Source organism: Shinella sp. WSC3-e, assembly GCF_945994535.1.
In the GTDB taxonomy this organism is placed as follows: domain Bacteria; phylum Pseudomonadota; class Alphaproteobacteria; order Rhizobiales; family Rhizobiaceae; genus Shinella; species Shinella yambaruensis.
This window is the reverse complement of record NZ_OZ000533.1, coordinates 155,785-174,251: the sequence shown is the minus strand read 5'-3', so window position 1 is coordinate 174,251 and position 18,467 is coordinate 155,785. Positions and strand designations below refer to the sequence as shown.

The following is an 18,467-nucleotide window of genomic DNA, read 5'->3' as shown; positions in this document are numbered from 1 at the left end:
GTTCGTCCATGTCTCGATAGACGACGCAAGCCATAAGAACTGGTGCCGGTCCATTCGGACCAGGGCTCCCAGTTCACCAGCATGGACTGGGCATCCTTCCTCAAACACCACAAACTGGTTCATTGCATGAGCCGACGCGGCAACTGCCATGACAACGCAGTCGCAGAGAGCTTCTTCAACCTTCTGAAGCGTGAACGGATACGCCGCAGGGTCTATCGCTCTCGTGATGAGGCGCGTCAGGATGTGTTCGATTACATCGAGATGTTCTGCAACCCGAAATGAAAGCATGTCAGGAACGGGATGCTGTCGCCCGTCGAGTTCGAAAAGCAGCAGAAAATCTAACCCGAGGGTGTCTACGAAACTCGGGGCTATTCAGTCAGGTGCGGAAGGGTCGGCATGGACGTTCCGATCTTCGAGACGGGCGGCGCTTACGCCGCGGCCTCCCGGCCGTGCTGGTGCGGCAGGTCGGTGCCGAACTGCATCTGCCAGAACAGGGTGAGGATGTGGTTGCGCGTGAGCGGGGCGAGCGGCAGCGTGGGCGTGTCCTGGATCGGCATCCACCGCGCCTCGTCGATCTCGCTCGTCGGCGCGATGACCTCGTCTTCGAGCTGGACCCTGAAGACATAGGCGACGAGCAGATGGTCCGTCTCGTCGGCCGCCTCGGCCTCGAAGCAGCCGAAGGGCGCCATGCGCGAGGGCGGAATGAGGATGCCCAGTTCCTCGTGCAGCCGGCGGGCAAGTGTCGCCTTCGGCACTTCGCCGTCCCTGATCCTGCCGCCGGCCTGCATGAACTGCGGCCCGCCGCGCTTGCGCACGAGCAGCGTGTCGCCGTTCTCCCGGGTGACGAGCGCGACCGCGATGCGGATTTCTTCCTGCATGATGACCCGATATTCCTCTTCCAACGATGGCGCGCCGCCGCCCGAAGGCGCTTTGGCTCCGGCCGCAAATCCTCTAATCGTTATATTTCACAAAATATAACGTATTGGGAAGAGCCATGTCGATGCCGACCGGAGATCGAGACAGGATGAGGACATGCTGATCAGGCACCTGAAGTTTTTCGTGACGCTCGCCGAAGAACAGCATTTCGGGCGCGCCGCAGAACAGTGCAGCGTCACGCAACCCACGCTCTCGCAAGCGATCCGCAAGCTCGAGGAGGATCTGAACCTTTCCCTGATCGTTCGGGGGCACCGCTTCCTGTCGCTGACCGCCGAAGGCGAGAAGGTCCTGCGCTGGGGGCGGCAGATCCTCGCTGACTACGAGAGCCTTCACGATGACCTGAGAGGCAGGAAGAAGGGCGGCTTGACCGGGACGCTGCGGCTCGGCGTGATCCCGGGAGCGCTCGCGATCTCATTGCTCGCCGCGCTGACGGAAAACCTCGGCCAGTTCCTCCTGATCGCCCCCTTCGGGGCAAGCTGCGTCCTTCTCTTCGCTCTGCCGCAAAGTCCGCTCGCTAGGCCGCGGAACGTGATCGGCGGGCACCTGATCTCCGCGCTGGTCGGCCTGCTGGTCCTGACCGTCCTTGGCGATGGCGTTATCGCCATGGGGCTCGGCGTCGGCCTTGCCATCGCGCTTATGCAGTTCAGCGGCACGCTTCATCCGCCGGCCGGCGGCGACCCCTTGGTCGTCATCCTCGCCGGTGCGGGATGGCCCTTCCTGCTCCTGCCGATCGCCACGGGGACCGCAATCCTTGTCCTTCTCGCCTGGCTCTACCACCGGTTTGTTTCAAAGCGCGCCTATCCGGCGTGAAAGGTGCCGGGAGGCGGTCTGATCCGTCGACCGGTCCAAGACCGCCGCGCGGCCTGTTATGGGTTCCCGCTATGCTGCGGCGTATCACTTCAGCGCAAGAACAACCGGACCGGCGATCGGATCGGTGATGCCGAGGCCGCCGCCGAGGTCTTCGAGGGTATCGCGAAAGCCGTCGAGCGTAGCGATCATCTGCGGCCTGCTGGCGGCAAGAGCATCCATGCTCTCCCATTCCGCAACGATGCAATAACGCCCTTCTCCCGTCTGAACGATACTGGCATGGCGCAGGCCCGCCCAGTCGGTCGCGACATTGCGGTGCGCATCGAGAAAGGCGTTCTCCATGCCGGACTTGACTTTGAAACGCACGACATTGAATGCGATCATGGCTGCCTACCGTCAGAAATAGCTGCGATTGCTACAGGACACCGGCGTCCGGGGACGGACCGGCGCACGGAAGTCCGTGCCGGACACATCCTTGCCCCCAAACTAGCACGCACGAAAAACAAGGGAAATCTAAAATAGATATGCGAAATGCAATGCTGCCTCAGCACCGGCTGGCGGCATGCCGTTCGCGCGTAAATGCCGAAGCCAGGCCCCTTCTTCAAGGCGAGGCTCGCGGCATGACCGGCAAGGCAGGCGGTCGGTGCCGTTCCCATCGATGTTGAATATATAACATTGATATTGACATTTGTGTATAATCTAACATAGCCTCCGCGATGTGTCCGATGGGATGTTGGATTTCGGGAGGAGAGAGAATGAGTTTTTGGCGCAAGCCCTCCATGCGGGGCAAGGGTCTGGTATTGGGCGGCATGACGATCCTGGCGGCGGGCCTCGCCGGCTTTGCGCCGGCCCTGGCGGCTGACGTCATCCGCGTCGCCTCGCCCTACCAGACGACGACGCTGGACCCGATGCGGTCGGCGGCGGCGGGCAATATCGAAACCTATGGCCAGCTCTATTCGCGCCTCCTGCGGCGCAATCCGGAGACCGGCGCGCTGGAGCCGGGGCTGGCCGAGACCTGGGATATTTCCGAGGATGGCAGGACATATACGTTCCATCTTCGCGACGCCCGGTTCTCGGACGGCTCGCCGATCACGGCCGATGACGTGGCCTTCAGCCTCGAACGCATCCGCACCGACAAGCGCTCGGCCTATCCGGCCCCGCTCAGCGCGGTGGAAGCGGTGACGGCGGCCGATCCGAAGACCGTGGTGGTCACGCTGAAGTCGGCCTTCGCGCCGTTCCTCGGCAATGCGGAAATCTGGAACATGGGCATCGTGTCCAGGGCCGACGTGGAAAAGCGGGGGGAGGAGGAGGCTTTCGGCACGGTTCCGGTCACGTCCGGTCCCTACGGCGTCAAGCAGTGGAAGCCGAACGAGAGGCTTGTGCTCGAACCCAATCCGCACTACTGGCGCAAGGGCTATCCGAAATCGGACGCCACCGTCGAATTGATCGAGATCGCCTCGCCCGAGACCCGCATCGCCATGCTGAAGGCCGGCGAGATCGATGCAGTCCGCGCCGTGCCGTGGGCGCAGGTCGACGACCTGAAGACGGTCGAGACGATCGACATGCGGCTTGAGCCTTCGACAACCATCTACATGACCCTGCTGAACCACAAGCGCGAGCCCTTCTCCAGCCTGGCGGCGCGGCAGGCGGCGGGCATGGCGATCGACAACAAGGCCATGGCCGCGGCCATCACGCGCGGCTATGCCGAACCGGCGAATACCACGCTGCCGGGCAGCGTCGATTTCCACGACAAGGACTATCCGGGCATTCCCCATGATCCTGCCAAGGCGAAGGAATTGCTGGCCGCCTCCGGCATGGCGGGGCGCGAGGTGAAGATCCTGGCGGCCGCCGACGCGCCCTCGCAGCAGACGGCGCTGCTGATCCAGGCCCAGTGGCAGGCCATCGGCCTGAAGCCTGTGATCGTCAATGTCGACGGCGGCGCCTGGTGGGATGCCACCGGCAAGGGCGACTACGACGCGGCGGCCAACTGGTGGTACAACGAGACCCCCGATCCCGACCTTGCCGTCCGCTGGGCGGTGTGCGGCACCTGCGGCTCGAATTCCTACAACACCTTCTACACCAACCCGAAGGTGGATGAACTCGTGGAGGAGGGCACCCGCGAGGCCGATCCGGCCAGACGCGCGGAGGTCTACAAGGAGATCCAGAGGATCACCACCGAGGAGGTGGCGCAGATCCCGCTCTACTACGCGCCGAACGCGGTCGCCTATTCCAGGCGTATCGAAGGGCTCAAGCTGACCCCTTCGCTGCAGTGGACGCTCGAAGAGACGTCCATCGGCCAGTAAACCGCCTCAAGCGCGCCCCACAAGCGGGGCGCGCCCTTCACGCCCGAAGCGGAGAACCGGATTGCCCCTTCTGCAGCTCCTTGTGCGGCGCCTGCTGCAACTTATCGGCGTGCTCGCCGGCATCAGCCTCGTGACCTTCCTTCTCGTGCACATGGCCCCCGGCGATCCCGCGCGGCTTCTCGCCGGGGAAAGGGCGAGCGCCGAGACCGTGGCGGCGATCCGCTCGCAATACGGGCTCGACCTGCCGCTCTGGCGCCAGTTCCTGACCTATCTCGCCAATCTCCTCTCGGGAGATATCGGCCTGTCGCTGCGCTTCCAGCGGCCGGTCATCCAGCTCATCGAACAGTTCATGTGGCCGACGCTGTTCCTGACCGCCTATGTCCTTTGCCTCGCCATCCCGCCGACGGTCGCGCTGGCCATCCTCGGCGCTCGCCGGCCGGGCGGCATCGCCGACCAGATCATCCGCCTCGTCGGGATCGCCGGCCTCACCATCCCGGTGTTCTGGTTGGGCATCATGATGTCGCGCTTCTTCGGCGTCAGCCTCGGCTGGTTCCCTGTTTCGGGCTACGGCGTCGGCTTCACCGGGCACCTGCACCACCTCTTCCTGCCCGCGGTCTCTACCGCGATCTGGCTGGTGCCGGTGCTGACGCAGAGCCTGCGCGCCGCCCTGATCGAGAAGACCGCCGCCGACTTCGTCACGGCCGCGCGGGCGCAGGGCGCGACGGAGCGGCAGATCTTCTGGCAGACCATGCTGCCCAATGCCGTGCTGCCGACGCTCAACCTGCTCGGGGTGATGGTGGCCTTCATGATCGGCGGCGCGGTCATCGTCGAGACCGTCTATGCGGTGCCGGGCCTCGGCACACTGATGGTCAACGCGCTGCTCGGCCGCGACTACTACGTCGTGCAGGGCCTGACGCTGGTCTTCGCGGTCTCGACCGTCCTGATCACGCTGACGGTGGACCTGTTGACCGCCTTCATCGATCCGCGCGTCCGGCTTTGAGGAGACCGCCCATGGCTGACACACCCGCTCCGGCAATTACCGCCCCCTCCGTCCGCACGGTCACGCCCGTCATGCTGGTGGCGCTCGCCATCCTCGGCGGATGGCTGGTGCTGGCGCTGGCGGCCCCGGTGATCGCGCCCTACGATCCCGACGCCATCGACATCCTGAACATGCTTTCGCCACCGAGCGCCGCCCATTGGTTCGGCACGGACCAGGTCGGCCGCGACGTCTTCTCGCGGGTTCTCTTCGCAAGCCGCGTCGATCTGCTCTTGTGCGTGGCGGGGGTGCTGCCGCCGCTGGTGATCGGCACGACCATCGGTCTTCTGAGCGGCTATTTCGGCGGGCTGGTCGATACCGTGTTCATGCGCATCTACGACCTGACCGTCGCCTTCCCCTTCTTCGTGCTGGTTCTCGCCATCGTCGGCGTGCTCGGTCCCGGCCTTCTGAACTTCATCCTGGCGCTGACGCTGGTCGGCTGGGTCAGCTATGCGCGGCTGGTGCGCGCGCAGGTGCTGACGATCCGCGAAAGCGAATATATCCAGGCGGCCAGATGCCTCGGTTATCCGCCGGCCGCCATCCTCGCCCATCATGTGCTGCCCAACGCGATCGGCCCGGTCATCGCCTATGCGGTGAGCGATGCGGTGTTGGTGATGCTGGCCGGCGCAAGCTTCGGCTTCCTCGGCATGGGCGCGCAGCCGCCGCTTGCCGAATGGGGCGTCATGATCGCCGACGGGCAGGCCTTCGTGCAGCAGGCCTGGTGGATCTGCCTCTTCCCAGGCCTTGCCGCGATTTCCCTCGGCCTCGGCTTCGCCCTGCTCGGCGACGGGCTGGGACAGCTGCAGCGCAGGGGAGTGACGGCATGAGCTGGCTCAGGAACGGCACGCCGCCGCTGCTGGAGGTAAAGGACCTCTCCGTCAGCTTCGGCGAATTTGCGGCGGTGAAGAACGTCTCGTTCGCGCTCCGGCCGGGCGAAATCCTCGGTATCGTCGGGGAAAGCGGCTCGGGCAAATCCGTGACCTGCCGCGCGGTGATGCGCCTGCTGGCCGCCGCCGCCCGCGCTGAAGGCAGCGTGACGCTCGAAGGGCGGGACCTGCTGGCGCTCGGCGAGGACGAGCTGTGCGCCATTCGCGGCCGCGACATCGGCATGATCTTCCAGAACCCGGCGTCCCATCTCGACCCGCTGCGCCGCATCGGCGAGCAGGTGGCCGCGCCGATGGTCCGCCATCTCGGCATCACCCGGCGCGAAGGCCTCAAGCGCGCTGTCGCGCTGCTTGACGATGTCGGTATCCGCGAGCCGGAAAAGCGCGCGCGCTCCTATCCGCATGAATTTTCCGGCGGCATGAAGCAGCGCGCGATGATCGCCGCGGCGATCGGCTGCCGGCCGAAGCTGCTGATCGCGGACGAGCCGACCACCGCGCTCGACGTCACGGTGCAGGCCCGCATCCTGCACCTGCTCAAGGACCTCAACCGCAGGACCGGGCTGGCGATGATCCTGATCTCGCACGATCTCGGCGTGGTCGCGGACATTTGCTCCCAGGTGGTGGTGATGCGCAACGGCGAGGTGGTGGAGCAGGGAGCCATCGATGACGTCATCAACCGGCCGCGCCATCCCTATACGAAGCTGCTGATCGAATCCCAGCCGGGCCGCAAGACCTACGGCACGGCGGACGGGCCGGACGGCGGCAAGCCGCTGCTCAGCGTGGAAAAGCTCTCGGTGTCCTTCTCCACGGGCGGGGGCCTGCTCGGCGGGCTCGGCGGTGGCGGTGCCTTCAAGGCGCTCGACGGGATCGACCTTGAGATCGGCGCCGGCGAGACGGTCGGCATCGTCGGCGAAAGCGGTTCCGGCAAGAGCACGCTCGCCCGCTCGATCATCCGCCTCAACACGCCGGGCGGCGGGGCGATCCGCCTCGGCGGGCAGGATATCGGTGCGCTCTCCGGCGATGCGCTGACGGCGTTCCGCCGCCGCGTGCAGATGGTGTTCCAGAACCCGTACGATTCCCTCAACCCGCGCCTGACGATCGGCGAGGCGGTTGCCGAACCGATCTGGCGGCATGGCCTTGCCGACCGGAAAACGGCGCAGAAGGAGGCCGAGGCGCTGCTGGAGATGGTGGAGCTGCCGGCGAGCCTCTACGACCGCAAGCCGCGCCAGCTCTCGGGCGGGCAATGCCAGCGTGTCGGCCTTGCCCGCGCGCTCGCGCTGAAGCCGCAGCTGCTCATCGCCGACGAGATCACCTCCGCGCTCGATGTCACGACGCAGGCGCAGATCCTGGAGCTTCTGGTGCGGCTGCAGCGCGAGCGGTCGCTGACGCTCATCTACATCTCGCACGACCTCTCCGTCGTCAGCAGCCTTTGCCAGCGCGTCTATGTCTTCAAGGCCGGGCGCGTCGTGGAGCAGGGCGTGGCGCAGCAGGTGCTGTCGAGGCCGCAGCATCCCTATACGCAGGCGCTGGTCGGCTCGCTCACCCGGCTGCCCGCCCAGACAGGCACGATCTCACAACCGGTATAGACCCATGCGACTTGACGAATACGTATCCCATGACGGCACCAGCCTCGCCCGCCTGCTGGCCAGGGGCGAGATCACCCCGCGGCAGCTCGGCCGATGCGTCGCGGCGGCCGTGGCGGCGGTCAATCCCGCGCTGAACGCCGTCATCGAGCTTTATCCGGACGCGCTGGAAAGCCTGCCGGAGACGGCGTCCGCCACGCCCTTCGGCGGCATTCCCACCCTCACCAAGGACTTTCCGGTCGAGGCGGGGCGGCCGGCGGAATTCGGCAGCCGCCTTGCGCAGGGGTTCCGCGCCGCCCATGACGCGGTCTACTGGACGCGCCTGCGCAACGGCGGACTGGTGAATGCCGGGCGCACGACGAGTTCGGAGTTCGGCGTGCCGGCGGCGACGGAATCGCCGCTCTACGGGGCGACGCGCAATCCCTGGAACCTGGAACGCGGCGTCGCCGGGTCGAGCGGCGGGGCGGCCGCCGCCGTCGCGGCCGGTATCGTGCCCTTCGCGCAGGGCAGCGACGGCGGCGGATCGATCCGCAATCCCGCCGCCTTCTGCGGCCTGATCGGCCTGAAACCCTCGCGCGGCCGGGTCACCGGCTCCCCGAACGCCAATGCCCCGCTTCTCGGGCTGGCGACGGCCTTCATGCTGACCCGCTCCGTGCGCGATACCGCCGCACTGCTCGACCTCTGCCACGGTCCCGACGCCGGCGACGGCTACGAGATCGCCGCGCCCGCCGGAACCTATCTGGAGGCCATACAATGCACGCCGCGCGCGTTGCGGATCGCGCTGTGCACGACAGCCTGGTCCGGCGTCCGGCTCGATCCGGAGGTCGCCGCGGCGACGCGAGCGGCGGCCGAGCGGCTGGCCTCCCTCGGCCATCATGTCGAGGAGGCCTCACCCGATTTCGACTATCCCGCCTTCCTCCACGCCCAGAAGGTCATCTGGGCCGCGGATGCCGCCGCGCACATGCCGGCCATGGCCCGCCACAGGGGCCGCAGGTTGGAAGACGCGCTCGGCCCGAGCGTCCATGCCCTTTATCGCTGGGGCTGCGGCATCGGCGGCGCGGAACTCATCGAGGCCCTTGCCGTCTATGACCGCGTGACGCGGCAGGTCGGCCGCTTCCTTGCCGGCTACGACCTGCTCCTGACCCCGACCAGCGCCATCGCGCCGGAGCCGATCGGCACCTTCGATCCCAACCGGGCCGGCATCGACGCGGACGGCGTCTTCGACGACCTCGCGCCCAAGGAGACGTTCACGGCGCTCTTCAACGCGACGGGGCAGCCCGCGATCTCCCTGCCGCTCGGGCGCAGCGGCGATGGCCTGCCGATCGGCATCCAGCTCGTGGCGCGCTTCGGCCGGGAAGACCTGCTGCTTGCGGCGGCGCGGCAAATCGAGGAAGACATAGGCGGTGCCTCCGGTATCTGGGGGCAGGGGCATCCGGCGACGCATGCCGGCAATTTCTAGGGGACTGTGACCGTGGCGAAGGCGCGAGGCGGCAAGCATGCCGCAGGATCGAACGGCGTTGAGGAGAAGATCGACATCGAGGCGATCCTGCGCGACCGCATGGCCGGCTTCTCGCCCTCCGAGCAGAGCCTTGCGGCCTATATCCTCGACAATATCCAGATCCTGCCGTTCGAGACCGGCAGCAGCATCGCGCAGGCCGTCGGCGTCAGCGAGATGACCGTCACGCGCTTCGTGCGCGGCCTCGGCTTCGAGAACCTGCGCGACCTCAAGAAGCGGCTGCGCGTCGCCGTCGCCGAGAAGGACAGCGAGATCGACGACTACATGGCGCGCTTCCAGATGCGCGAGGGCCGCCAGCAGATGCTGCAGGAGAGCCTGCGGCTGGAGCTCGACGCCATCGTCAAGGCCTATGCGCTGACCACCACCGAGGTCTGGGAGGAGGCGGCGAACCTGCTCGTCAAGGCCCGCACCGTCTATGTCGTCGGCTTCCAGGCCTCGAAGGGGCTGGCGATGGACTTCGCCAGCCGCCTGCTGTGGGCCCGCTCCAACGTCATCTTCATCGACAATGCCTCCGGCACGTTCGGCGAGATCCTCAATGCGGATCCGAGGCACAGCGCCGTCGTCTTCGTGGATACGGCCTCCTATGCCACGCGCGGCATCAAGCTGGCGGAAAAGCTGAAGGCGATGGAGATGCCGCTCGTCGTCGTCACCGACAAGTTCAGCCACTGGGCCTTCGCCTATACGCGCTTCGCCTTCGAGGCCCATACGCATGTGAAGACCTTCTGGGATTCCACGGCAAGCCTCAGCGTCGTGCTCAACCTGATGATCGACGCCGTCGCCACCAGGCTCGGCCCGAAGGCGAAGGCCAACTTCGCCATGATGAGCGACATGGGCAGCCTGTTCGGGGAGTTCGTCGGCGGCAGCTACCTGCGCCGCACCGATTGAACGCGCGCCCGTTCCCAACCGAAAGCGAGATCCCTCATGACCGTCATGCCGCCGTTCCGCGATCCCCTCGCACCGGGCAAGCCCCCCATTCCCCGGCAAGACTGGGACCGCGCGCCCTGGAACCGCTGGACCTTCCAGCACATCCGCGAGATGCTGCCGACCGCAAGGGTGTGGCGCGGCGCGGGGCCGGCGAGCGTGCTGCCGGCCGATCCGCAGGATATCGACGCCATCGCCTTCGAGGCGGACGGGCGGCAGGGCACCATCGCCGGCTTCCTCGCCGAGAGCTTTACCGACGGCCTTCTCGTCCTCCATGGCGGGAAGGTCGTTGCCGAGCGCTACCTGAACGGCATGGCGCCTCACACCCTGCACCTGTCGCAATCGGTCGCCAAGTCGGTCGTCGGCACGGTGGCGGGCATCCTGATCGGCCGGGGCCGCGTCGATCCCGCCGCGCCGCTGACGCACTACCTGCCGGAGCTGGAGGCGACGGCCTATCGCGGCGCGACCGTCCAGCATGTGCTGGACATGACCAGCGGCGTGGTCTTCGATGAGACCTATACCGCGCTCGATTCCCACATGGCGCTGCTGGATGCCGCCAGCGGCTGGAAGGACCGCCAGAGCCCGGACTGGCCGCTGCACGTCTGGGATCTGATCCTCTCGCTGAAAGACCTGGAGTGCCCGCACGGCGCCTCCTTCCGCTACCGCTCGATCGAGACGGACGTCCTTTCCTTCGTGCTGCAGCGTGCGGCCGCCACGCCGCTGGCCGAGCTCGTCAGCCGTGAATTGTGGGCGCCGATGGGGGCGGAGGAGGACGCCTGCTTCACCGTGGACGCTGCCGGCTACGCCCTCGGCGACGGCGGCTTCAACGCCACGCTGCGCGACTATGCGCGCTTCGCCCTGCTGCATCTGCGCAGCGGGGAGATCGACGGCCGGCGCATCGTGCCGGCCGACTGGATCGCCGCAACGCGCTTCAAGGCCGATCCCGCGCTCTTCGGCGGCATCTATCAAGACGTCCTTCCCGCCGGCGCCTATCACAACCAGTTCTGGATCGAGGACACCGCCCGCGGCGCCTATATGGCCCGCGGCGTCTTCGGGCAGCTGATCTATATCGACCCGGCAGCGGATTTCGCGGCGGTCATCCTGTCGAGCTGGCCGGAATTCGTCAGCACGGCACGGACCCGGACAGCCCTTGCCGCCGTCAGGGCCATACGCCAGCAGCTGGCAGGCTGATTCCCGGGGGAGGCCGCGTTCTCCGCCGCGCTGCGGAGGATGCATTCAGCAGCCCATGCGCCGCAGGGGTTATATAAGACTCGAGCGCTCGGTCGCAGCATCGTCGGGCTGACCAACCGGCAGATCGAGGATGGCGCTCGCCACGCTCGCCATTCCGGCCGTGGAGCGCGCCGGTGGCTCGGTCCGCTCACGCTGGCCGTCATCACCCGACCCCGCGGGCATAGGAGACGCAAGGCCTGCCGGAATGTCTTGGCAGGCCTCGCAGCGGGATTATGCCGCCTGGCGGACGAGGACGCCGAGCGCCGTGGTGATCAGGCGGGCGAAGGTGAGCGCGCCGATCCCGTCGACGTCCCGCTCGGGCATGAACTCCACGAAATCCATGGCGGCGATGCGGCCGCGCTTCGCTGCCCCCTTGATGAGGTCGACGGCCTGATAATAGCTGAGGCCGCCCGGCGCGCGGCCGATGACGCCCGGAACGAGCGCGGGATCGAGCGCGTCGGCATCGATGCAGATGATGATGTCGCTGCCTTCGGGGATGAGATCGAGCGCGGCGTCGACGCCGTTGCGGTGCAGGTCGTAGGCAGTCACGAAGCTGACGCCCCAGGCGAGCGCATCCTCGTAGTCGCCGGTCGCCGCCGAGCCGATGCCGCGTGCGCCGACCTGGACGATGCGCTCGACATGCGGCATTTCGGAAGCCCGCCGCATGGTGGAGGACAGGCCCAGCCGCTCGCCCATGTGCATCTCGCGCCAGTCGATATGGGCGTCGATCTGCAGGATCGTGAACTTCCGTCCGCTGGCGGTAGCGCCGATCGCCTCGATCATCGGGATCGGGATGGAATCGTCGCCACCCAGCAGCACCGGTACGGCGCCACGGGCCAGCACCTTCGACACAGCCTCGGCGATGTGCGCGCGATTGCCGGCGGTGTCGGCCTCGTCGAAGGGCAGGTTGCCGCAATCGACCGGCCGCAGGTCCGGCACGGGGAAGACGGGGCCGCCGTGATCGAAATCGTGGCGGTCGACATTGGCCGTCAGCGATCCCGTGGCCCGGCGCAGCGCATCCGGCGCGTTGCGGCAATAGGCGCCCACCGAGGCATAGGGCGTGGCGCAGGGCGCGCCGATCAGCGCCACCGGCGCCGAGAGTGCGTCGAGGTCCGGGCAGGCCGCAAGGCCGAGGAAGGTCGTGGTCTCGGCCGCCGCGCCGAAGAGCGCGCCGAGGTCAGGCTTTTCATTCATGGATTGTCCTCCTGTGTTGCGGCCTTCGGCCGGGAAGCGGGCTGGATGAGGGGACGGGCCGCGCCGTGTGGCGCTCAGCCGATCCGGTTTTCGAGATAGCCGGCCCAGCGGCGCTGGACGACCTGGAAGCCCGAGACCAGCACGAAGGTCAGGGCGAGATAGATCGCCGCGGCGGTCACGTAGGGCTCGAACTGGATGTAGTCGGTGAGGGTGATCATGCGCGCGACGCCGGTGGTCTCCAGCAGCGTCACGGTGCTGGCGAGCGAGGTTGCGTGCAGCATCATGATCATCTCGTTGCCATAGAGCGGCAGGGAGCGGGTGAGCATGGCGGGGATGAGGATGCGCAAGGCCTGCGTGCGGCGCGACATGCCGTAGGCGCGCGCGGCCTCGATCTCGCCGACGGGGATGTGGCGCAGTCCCCCCGCGAAGATTTCCGTCGTGTAGGCGGTCGTGTTGAGCACGAAGGTGAGGAGCACGCAGACCATCGGGCTCGAAAGCCACGGCCAGAGGATGCTCGTGCGGATCAGCTCGAACTGGGCGAGGCCGAAATAGACGAGGAACAACTGTACCAGAAGCGGCGTGCCGCGGAAGACCAGCGTATAGAAGAGGACCGTATAGCGCACCGCCGTAACCCGGCTGTTGCGCAGGAAGGCGAGCGGCACGGCGAGCATGAAGGAGATCGCAAGCGACGCGAAGGCGAGGAACAGCGTCAGCTTCGCCCCTTCGGCATAGAGGGGAAGGTTTTCGGCGATGACGGTCCAGTTCACGGCGCGAGCTCCCGAAGGCCGATCTCGAAGCGGCGGGCAGCGAGCCCGAGAAGCAGGAGGGAGAGGATGGTGACGAGAAGGTAGAAGCCGGCGGCAACCAGATAGAAGGTGAAGGGCATGCCGGTCGCTTCCGCCGCGCCCTTCGCGCGGAACATGACGTCCTGGAGGCCGATCAGCGACACCAGTGCCGTCGCCTTTGCGAGCACCAGCCAGTTGTTGGTGAAGCCGGGCAGGGCGAGGCGCACGAGCTGCGGCAGGATGATGCAGGCGAACATGCGGCGGCGCGTGAGGCCGTAGGCGATCGCGGCCTCGATCTGGCCTCTCGGAATGTTCTGCAGGGCCGTCTTGAAGGTCTCGGTCATGTAGGCGCCGAAGATCAGCCCGAGCGTCGCGATGCCGGCGATAATCGGCGGAAACTCGATGCGCGCGTCGATGCCCATCGCGTCGATCCACTGGTTGAGAAGCGCGGGCAGGCTGTAGTAGATCAGCAGCATGACCACGAGATCGGGAATTCCGCGCACGACGAAGGTATAGAGCGAGGCAGCGCTCCGCAGCAGCCGGTTGCCGGAAAGCTTGGCGAAGGCCGCGGCCATGCCGAGAACCGTCGCCACGGCGAGAGAGGCGACGGCCAGCAGCAGGGTCGTCCACCCTGCCGCCAGTATCGTCGCGGTGAATGCACCGACCATGCCGGTCATTCGCCGAAATATTTGGCGTTGATGGCGTCGAGCTTGCCGTTCTCGCGGATGGCGGCGAGCCCCTTGTTCACCTTCTCGACGAGCTCGGCGTTCTTCTTGTTGATGGCGATCGCCACGCCCTCGCCGAATTCCTCCGCGTCCGCGCCGGTGAGCTGCGGCCCGACGAGTTCGAAGTCCTTGCCGGCGTCGTTCTTCAGGAAGCCGTGGATGATCTGGGCTTGGTAGCTGATGTGCAGGTCGGCGCGGCCGGCCGTCAGCTCGAGATAGGGTGCGCTGCCCGTGTCGTAGCGCTTGATGCTGGCCGTCGGAAAATGGCTGGTGACGTAGGCGTCCATCGGCGTGCCGGTCTGCACGGCGATCGTCTTGCCGGCGAGCCCCTCGGGCGTGAAGTCGAAGGCGGCGCCCTTCTTCGCCACGAAGCGGAAGATGGGGCGATCGTAGATGTCGCTGAAGGCGATGACCTGGCGGCGCTTCTCCGTGACGGTGAGCTGCGAGATCAGCGCGTCGTACTTGCCGTCGATCAGGCCGGGAATCATGCCGTCCCAGGCGGCGTTGAAGATGTTGCAGTCGAGCGCGGCCGCCTCGCAGATCGCTTCCATCAGCTCGATGTCGTAGCCGACGAGCTTGCCTTCGGAATCGATGTATTCGAAGGGCGGGAAGGTGGCGTCGGTGGCAATGTCGATCTGTTCGGCCGCCTGTGCCGCCGTGAGCGCGGCAGCCATGATCGCGGTGGCAAAAAGGGTCTTGAGCGTAGCCTTCATTCTTCTGTCCTCTGGGGTTGATCGTTCTTGTTGGTTCGGCAGGGTTTGCGGCCCCGGCCCGGCCGTCGGGACCGGCGCCTGATCAGTGCTTCAGCCGGCCGGCCAGGAACTGCTGCAGCCGCGGGCTGCTCGCCCGGGTGAAGATCGCGTCCGGCGCGCCTTCCTCCTCCACCCGTCCGAGGTGGAGGAAGACGACGCGGCTCGACGCGTGGCGGGCGAAGCCCATCTCGTGGGTGACGACGATCATCGTACGCCCTTCCTCGGCGAGTGCCTGCATGACGCGCAGCACCTCGCTCACGAGTTCGGGGTCCAGCGCGGAGGTCGGCTCGTCGAACAGCATCACGTCCGGATCCATGCTGAGGGCGCGGGCGACTGCCACGCGCTGCTGCTGGCCGCCGGAAAGATGCGAGGGATACCTTTCCAGAACCTCGTAGTTGAGGCCCACCTTGGAGAGGTTGGCCTTCGCCCGCTCGACCGCTTCCTTCCGCGAGAGCCCGAGGACGCTGACCGGAGCCTCGACCACGTTCGAAAGCACGGACATGTGCGACCAGAGGCAGAAGTTCTGGAAGACCATGGCGAGCTTGCTGCGGATGCGGCGCAACTGGTGCCGGTCGCTGGCCCGCAGCATGCCGTCGCGGTCCCGGACGGTCGCCAGCACCTCGCCGTCGATGGCGACGGTGCCGGCACTCGGGCGCTCCAGGAAGTTGATGCAGCGCAGGAACGTGCTCTTGCCGGAGCCGCTGGCACCGATAACGCTGATCACGTCGCCCGCCTCGGCCTGGAGCGAGACGCCCTTCAGCACCTCGTGCGCACCGTAGGACTTGTGGATGTCTGTCGCGCTGAGTTTCAGCATCGGTTCCCTTTCGGCAAGGCGGCTCGGACCGCTCTTCTGCTCATTTCTTTTGCCATCTAGGGACATGGCGCCGTTTTGCGCAAATGACGATTCTTCACCCGATACATGACGTGAAATCATGTATTGCGAATTCGTCCGGGGCATGGGCCGAAGACGATGGAATGATTTGTGAATCTCAGTCAGCTTTCCCGGAAACCCCTGTCAGGGCAGGGTTTCCCATGCGGCGTCGCGGCCGAAACGGGCAAGCAGCCAGCGCAGGAAGAGGCGGGTCGCCGAGCGGCGAAGGCTCGCATTGTTGCAGACGACGTGCCAGCCGCCGAAGGCGTCGATGGAAAACGAGAAGGGCTTGATCAGGACGCCCCGCTTGAGATCGGAGGCCGAGAGCGTATCGCTCACCAGCGCCACCCCGGTGCCGTGGATCGCGAGATCGATCGCCATGCCGAGGTCGCTGCAATAGAGGTGCCGGGCCTGCTGGTCGAAGTCGGTTTCGCCGGCCTCGGAGAACCACCGCCGCCATTCCGAGCCGTCGTCCCAGTGAAGCAGGAGGCAATGGCGCAGGTCGGCGGGCCGGGTGATCGTCCCGCCGATGCGCTCGAACAGCAGCGGGCTGCACACCGGCGTGACATTGACATGGGCGAGGAGGGCGGACCAGCGATCCGCCCAGCCGCCTGGGCCGAAGGAAATGCCGACGTCGATGTCGCCGAGCTCGTGCACTCGCTGGTTCTCGACCAGGCGGATGTGGCATTCGATCGACGGATGGTCCTGGCAGAAGTCGCTGATGTGCCGGGCGAGCCAGGTATTGGCGAACATCGGCGGACAGGCGACATCGAGCCGGCCGCCGACCTGGCTTGCGTCGGCAAGGCGCATCGTGGCGGCAAGAATCTCCTGGAGCGCGGCGGACACCGTCTTGGCGAGGATCCTGCCCGCATCCGTCAGCACCACGCCGCGTCCGGCCTTGACGAAGAGCTCGCAGCCGAGCGCCTCTTCCAGCCGGCGGATCTGATGGCTCACCGCGCTGTCCGTCAGGTGCAGCTCTGCCGCAGCCTTCGCGAGGCTCTGGTGGCGTGCCGCCACCTCGAAGGTGCGCAGTGTCGGCAAGGGAAGGTTGTGTAGGTCGGCCAATTTGAAAACGGTGATGGTGCGAGGAGAAATGAACGTCGAAAACATGTTCCCAACGGCAGGTGTGCGGCCCGAACCTCTTCACGATAACATGATAAGGAGGCAAGTCACGTGCGGTGGACAAGGTATTGTTGCTAAGCCCGCTGGCATGTGCGTCCATCGCGGATGCGCTCGCCCTCATGGGGAAACGGCGCCTTGTTGACGGGCGCTCCAACCCCATTCACGCGCCCGTGCGCTACCACGCTGTTTCGGGCGGCGCCAGCGTATCTGCTGCATCCGCTATCTCGTCGACAGGCTCGACTACTGTTCCACCTGTCCGCTCCCGCAGGCGAGCAAGTCGCCGCCCGACGAGGCGGCTTCGTCGGCTTCCTGCTCGTGGTAGGCGTGTTCTTCCGGCCGATCGACAAGATCAACGCGATCATCGAGACCTATCCCAAGGGCATTGCCGGCTTCACGCGCTATACGCAGTTCCTCGACACCGATATGCAAGCGCAGGCCGCCAATCCCATATGGCACGAATGGCAGGCGTTCGCGGCTCGGTAACTCCAGCCTTCTCGGTTCGGCCTATATGGCAGCTACTGGAAGTTCACATATAGGGAACCTGCAGCGCGAATGGCTGACAACGGAGCCGGCGGCTATTCTGTCTTCAGAAGTTTTGCTGACAGTGTTTCCTCGAAGCCGTGGTCCTTGAGCGCGGCGGCCAGCGTCGCCTCGTAGTCGGGCTGAGCGCTTTCGAAGCGTGAACGCCCTTTTTCGGTCAGGACCGTGTAGACCCCGCGCTTGTCGTCCGGGCAAAGATCGCGAATGGTGAGCGCGCCGCGCTCCAGACGCTCGACCATTCGCGAAACCGAACTCTGGTTCAGATGCAGATGCGTGGCCAACTCCTGCATTCGAAGTTCGGATTTGGCCGATCGTGACAATATCTGGAGCGCACGATATTCCGACAGGCCAAGCCCGTGCTGTTCTTGCAAAACCTTGCCCAGCTCCGCTTCGACGTTGGCTACGACATGAATCAGCTTGAGCCATGAATCGCTTCTCTTGGACATGACCGGCGTAGACTCCTTTCGAGCAATCAGTGGGGCATTCTTCATATGTATGTCCATGCAACCGCCGACTCAAGGAATGTGCGTCGCCATGATACGCGCAGCCATAAGCGAAATGCCAAGCGTGGGGGCAAGCCCTTCAAGATGGCGATCTTGCTCATGGCAGGCGACCGTCGGATTTGCGGACTATCGGCAAAGAAGAGATACATGCCGCGATCGCCGAACCCAAGCGCGGGTATGATTGAAATGCTTCCAGTCGCAACTGGCGCCTCACCTAAAAAATCACGTCATCCTAGTCAACCGCGAAGGCGGTGAATGGAATGCCACCGTCGTGGACAGGATTTCACGGAGAAGGCGACTGCCTCCTCCATGAGCTGCTTGTCGCGGGTCGAACGATCGGCTGCCATCAGGCTCGACCCTGGAGCTTTGCGCTGTCGGCGAGCTTCAGCCAGACGATACCGGCGATGATGACTGCCAGCCAGAATGCCTGGCCCAGCGTGAGCGGCTGGTCGAGCAGGATGCTCCCGAAGACAGCCGCGCCCACGGAGCCGATGCCTGCCCATACCGCATAGCCGATCCCCACGTCGATGGTCCGCAAGGCGGCGCTAAGGAAGTAAAGTGTGAGCAGGAAGAACACCAAAGCGGCCGCCGACCAGCTCAGGACGGTAAACGCCTGGCTGCCCCCGACGCTGAGCGCATATCCGATTTCAAAGGCGCTTGCGAGCATCAACATGATCCATGCGCGCCCGCTGCTTTGGTGGTTTTCATCCGTAGTCGTCATGTCAAGTTCCTTTCAGGTCGGATGGGAATTTAAGGGCG

Annotated in this window: 19 protein-coding genes and 1 pseudogene; 10 read left to right on the top strand and 10 right to left on the bottom strand. The window is 65.9% G+C overall.

Annotated elements, in window-relative coordinates:
* Window positions 1-42: 42 nt before the first annotated feature.
* A pseudogene (locus AABF56_RS29530) lies at window positions 43-342 on the top strand (IS3 family transposase); the annotation flags it as partial.
* 86 nt (window positions 343-428) lie between these two features.
* Here AABF56_RS29530 and AABF56_RS29525 read toward each other — a convergent pair.
* Complete coding sequence (locus tag AABF56_RS29525; protein ID WP_244768546.1) at window positions 429-878, bottom strand: NUDIX hydrolase; 450 nt, start codon at window positions 876-878, stop codon at window positions 429-431.
* A gap of 154 nt (window positions 879-1,032) precedes the next feature.
* Here AABF56_RS29525 and AABF56_RS29520 point away from each other — a divergent pair, with 154 nt between their 5' ends.
* The gene (locus AABF56_RS29520) at window positions 1,033-1,746 is read left to right on the top strand and encodes an HPP family protein (RefSeq protein ID WP_272808527.1); all 714 of its coding nucleotides are present in this window, start codon (window positions 1,033-1,035) and stop codon (window positions 1,744-1,746) included.
* Between the two features lie 84 nt (window positions 1,747-1,830).
* On the opposite strand, the gene AABF56_RS29515 is transcribed toward AABF56_RS29520, so the two are convergent.
* Complete coding sequence (locus tag AABF56_RS29515) at window positions 1,831-2,127, bottom strand: antibiotic biosynthesis monooxygenase (RefSeq protein WP_272808528.1); 297 nt, start codon at window positions 2,125-2,127, stop codon at window positions 1,831-1,833.
* 371 nt (window positions 2,128-2,498) lie between these two features.
* Here AABF56_RS29515 and AABF56_RS29510 point away from each other — a divergent pair, with 371 nt between their 5' ends.
* The 7 genes from AABF56_RS29510 to AABF56_RS29480 all read left to right on the top strand — a co-directional run bounded on the left by AABF56_RS29510 (window position 2,499) and on the right by AABF56_RS29480 (window position 11,177).
* Window positions 2,499-4,046, top strand: a complete 1,548-nt coding sequence (locus AABF56_RS29510) for an ABC transporter substrate-binding protein (RefSeq protein WP_272808529.1) — start codon at window positions 2,499-2,501, stop codon at window positions 4,044-4,046.
* A gap of 61 nt (window positions 4,047-4,107) precedes the next feature.
* Window positions 4,108-5,046, top strand: a complete 939-nt coding sequence (locus AABF56_RS29505; RefSeq protein ID WP_244768549.1) for an ABC transporter permease — start codon at window positions 4,108-4,110, stop codon at window positions 5,044-5,046.
* Between the two features lie 11 nt (window positions 5,047-5,057).
* Window positions 5,058-5,909, top strand: coding sequence for an ABC transporter permease (locus AABF56_RS29500; protein WP_272808530.1), 852 nt, complete (start codon window positions 5,058-5,060; stop codon window positions 5,907-5,909).
* Entirely contained in the window at window positions 5,906-7,552 is a 1,647-nt protein-coding gene (locus AABF56_RS29495; protein ID WP_272808531.1) for a dipeptide ABC transporter ATP-binding protein, read from the top strand. Before AABF56_RS29500 ends, AABF56_RS29495 begins: the two co-directional genes overlap by 4 nt.
* A 4-nt stretch (window positions 7,553-7,556) precedes the next feature.
* The gene (locus AABF56_RS29490; RefSeq protein ID WP_272808532.1) at window positions 7,557-9,008 is read left to right on the top strand and encodes an amidase; all 1,452 of its coding nucleotides are present in this window, start codon (window positions 7,557-7,559) and stop codon (window positions 9,006-9,008) included.
* Between the two features lie 12 nt (window positions 9,009-9,020).
* Window positions 9,021-9,950 carry a MurR/RpiR family transcriptional regulator gene (locus AABF56_RS29485; protein WP_272808533.1) on the top strand — a complete coding sequence of 310 codons (930 nt, stop codon included), beginning with the start codon at window positions 9,021-9,023 and terminating at the stop codon, window positions 9,948-9,950.
* 36 nt (window positions 9,951-9,986) lie between these two features.
* Window positions 9,987-11,177, top strand: coding sequence for a serine hydrolase domain-containing protein (locus AABF56_RS29480; RefSeq protein WP_272808534.1), 1,191 nt, complete (start codon window positions 9,987-9,989; stop codon window positions 11,175-11,177).
* A 270-nt stretch (window positions 11,178-11,447) separates the two neighbouring features.
* Here AABF56_RS29480 and AABF56_RS29475 read toward each other — a convergent pair whose 3' ends face one another.
* The 6 genes from AABF56_RS29475 to AABF56_RS29450 form a co-directional block, all read right to left on the bottom strand.
* Window positions 11,448-12,410, bottom strand: coding sequence for an arginase family protein (locus AABF56_RS29475; RefSeq protein ID WP_272808535.1), 963 nt, complete (start codon window positions 12,408-12,410; stop codon window positions 11,448-11,450).
* A 74-nt stretch (window positions 12,411-12,484) separates the two neighbouring features.
* Window positions 12,485-13,177, bottom strand: coding sequence for an ABC transporter permease (locus AABF56_RS29470; RefSeq protein ID WP_244768556.1), 693 nt, complete (start codon window positions 13,175-13,177; stop codon window positions 12,485-12,487).
* Window positions 13,174-13,863, bottom strand: a complete 690-nt coding sequence (locus AABF56_RS29465; protein WP_272808536.1) for an ABC transporter permease — start codon at window positions 13,861-13,863, stop codon at window positions 13,174-13,176. Before AABF56_RS29465 ends, AABF56_RS29470 begins: the two co-directional genes overlap by 4 nt.
* A 5-nt stretch (window positions 13,864-13,868) precedes the next feature.
* On the bottom strand, window positions 13,869-14,633 hold the full coding sequence (locus AABF56_RS29460; protein ID WP_244768558.1) for a transporter substrate-binding domain-containing protein: 765 nt from the start codon (window positions 14,631-14,633) through the stop codon (window positions 13,869-13,871).
* Window positions 14,634-14,715: 82 nt separating this feature from the next.
* Window positions 14,716-15,486 carry an ABC transporter ATP-binding protein gene (locus AABF56_RS29455; protein ID WP_272808537.1) on the bottom strand — a complete coding sequence of 257 codons (771 nt, stop codon included), beginning with the start codon at window positions 15,484-15,486 and terminating at the stop codon, window positions 14,716-14,718.
* Between the two features lie 201 nt (window positions 15,487-15,687).
* The gene (locus tag AABF56_RS29450) at window positions 15,688-16,584 is read right to left on the bottom strand and encodes a LysR substrate-binding domain-containing protein (RefSeq protein WP_244768560.1); all 897 of its coding nucleotides are present in this window, start codon (window positions 16,582-16,584) and stop codon (window positions 15,688-15,690) included.
* A gap of 216 nt (window positions 16,585-16,800) precedes the next feature.
* Here AABF56_RS29450 and AABF56_RS29445 point away from each other — a divergent pair, with 216 nt between their 5' ends.
* Window positions 16,801-17,148 carry a hypothetical protein gene (locus AABF56_RS29445; protein ID WP_272808776.1) on the top strand — a complete coding sequence of 116 codons (348 nt, stop codon included), beginning with the start codon at window positions 16,801-16,803 and terminating at the stop codon, window positions 17,146-17,148.
* Window positions 17,149-17,240: 92 nt separating this feature from the next.
* On the opposite strand, the gene AABF56_RS29440 is transcribed toward AABF56_RS29445, so the two are convergent.
* Entirely contained in the window at window positions 17,241-17,651 is a 411-nt protein-coding gene (locus tag AABF56_RS29440) for a MarR family winged helix-turn-helix transcriptional regulator (RefSeq protein ID WP_244768561.1), read from the bottom strand.
* A gap of 403 nt (window positions 17,652-18,054) precedes the next feature.
* The gene (locus tag AABF56_RS29435; RefSeq protein WP_244768562.1) at window positions 18,055-18,429 is read right to left on the bottom strand and encodes a DMT family transporter; all 375 of its coding nucleotides are present in this window, start codon (window positions 18,427-18,429) and stop codon (window positions 18,055-18,057) included.
* Window positions 18,430-18,467 lie beyond the last annotated feature (38 nt).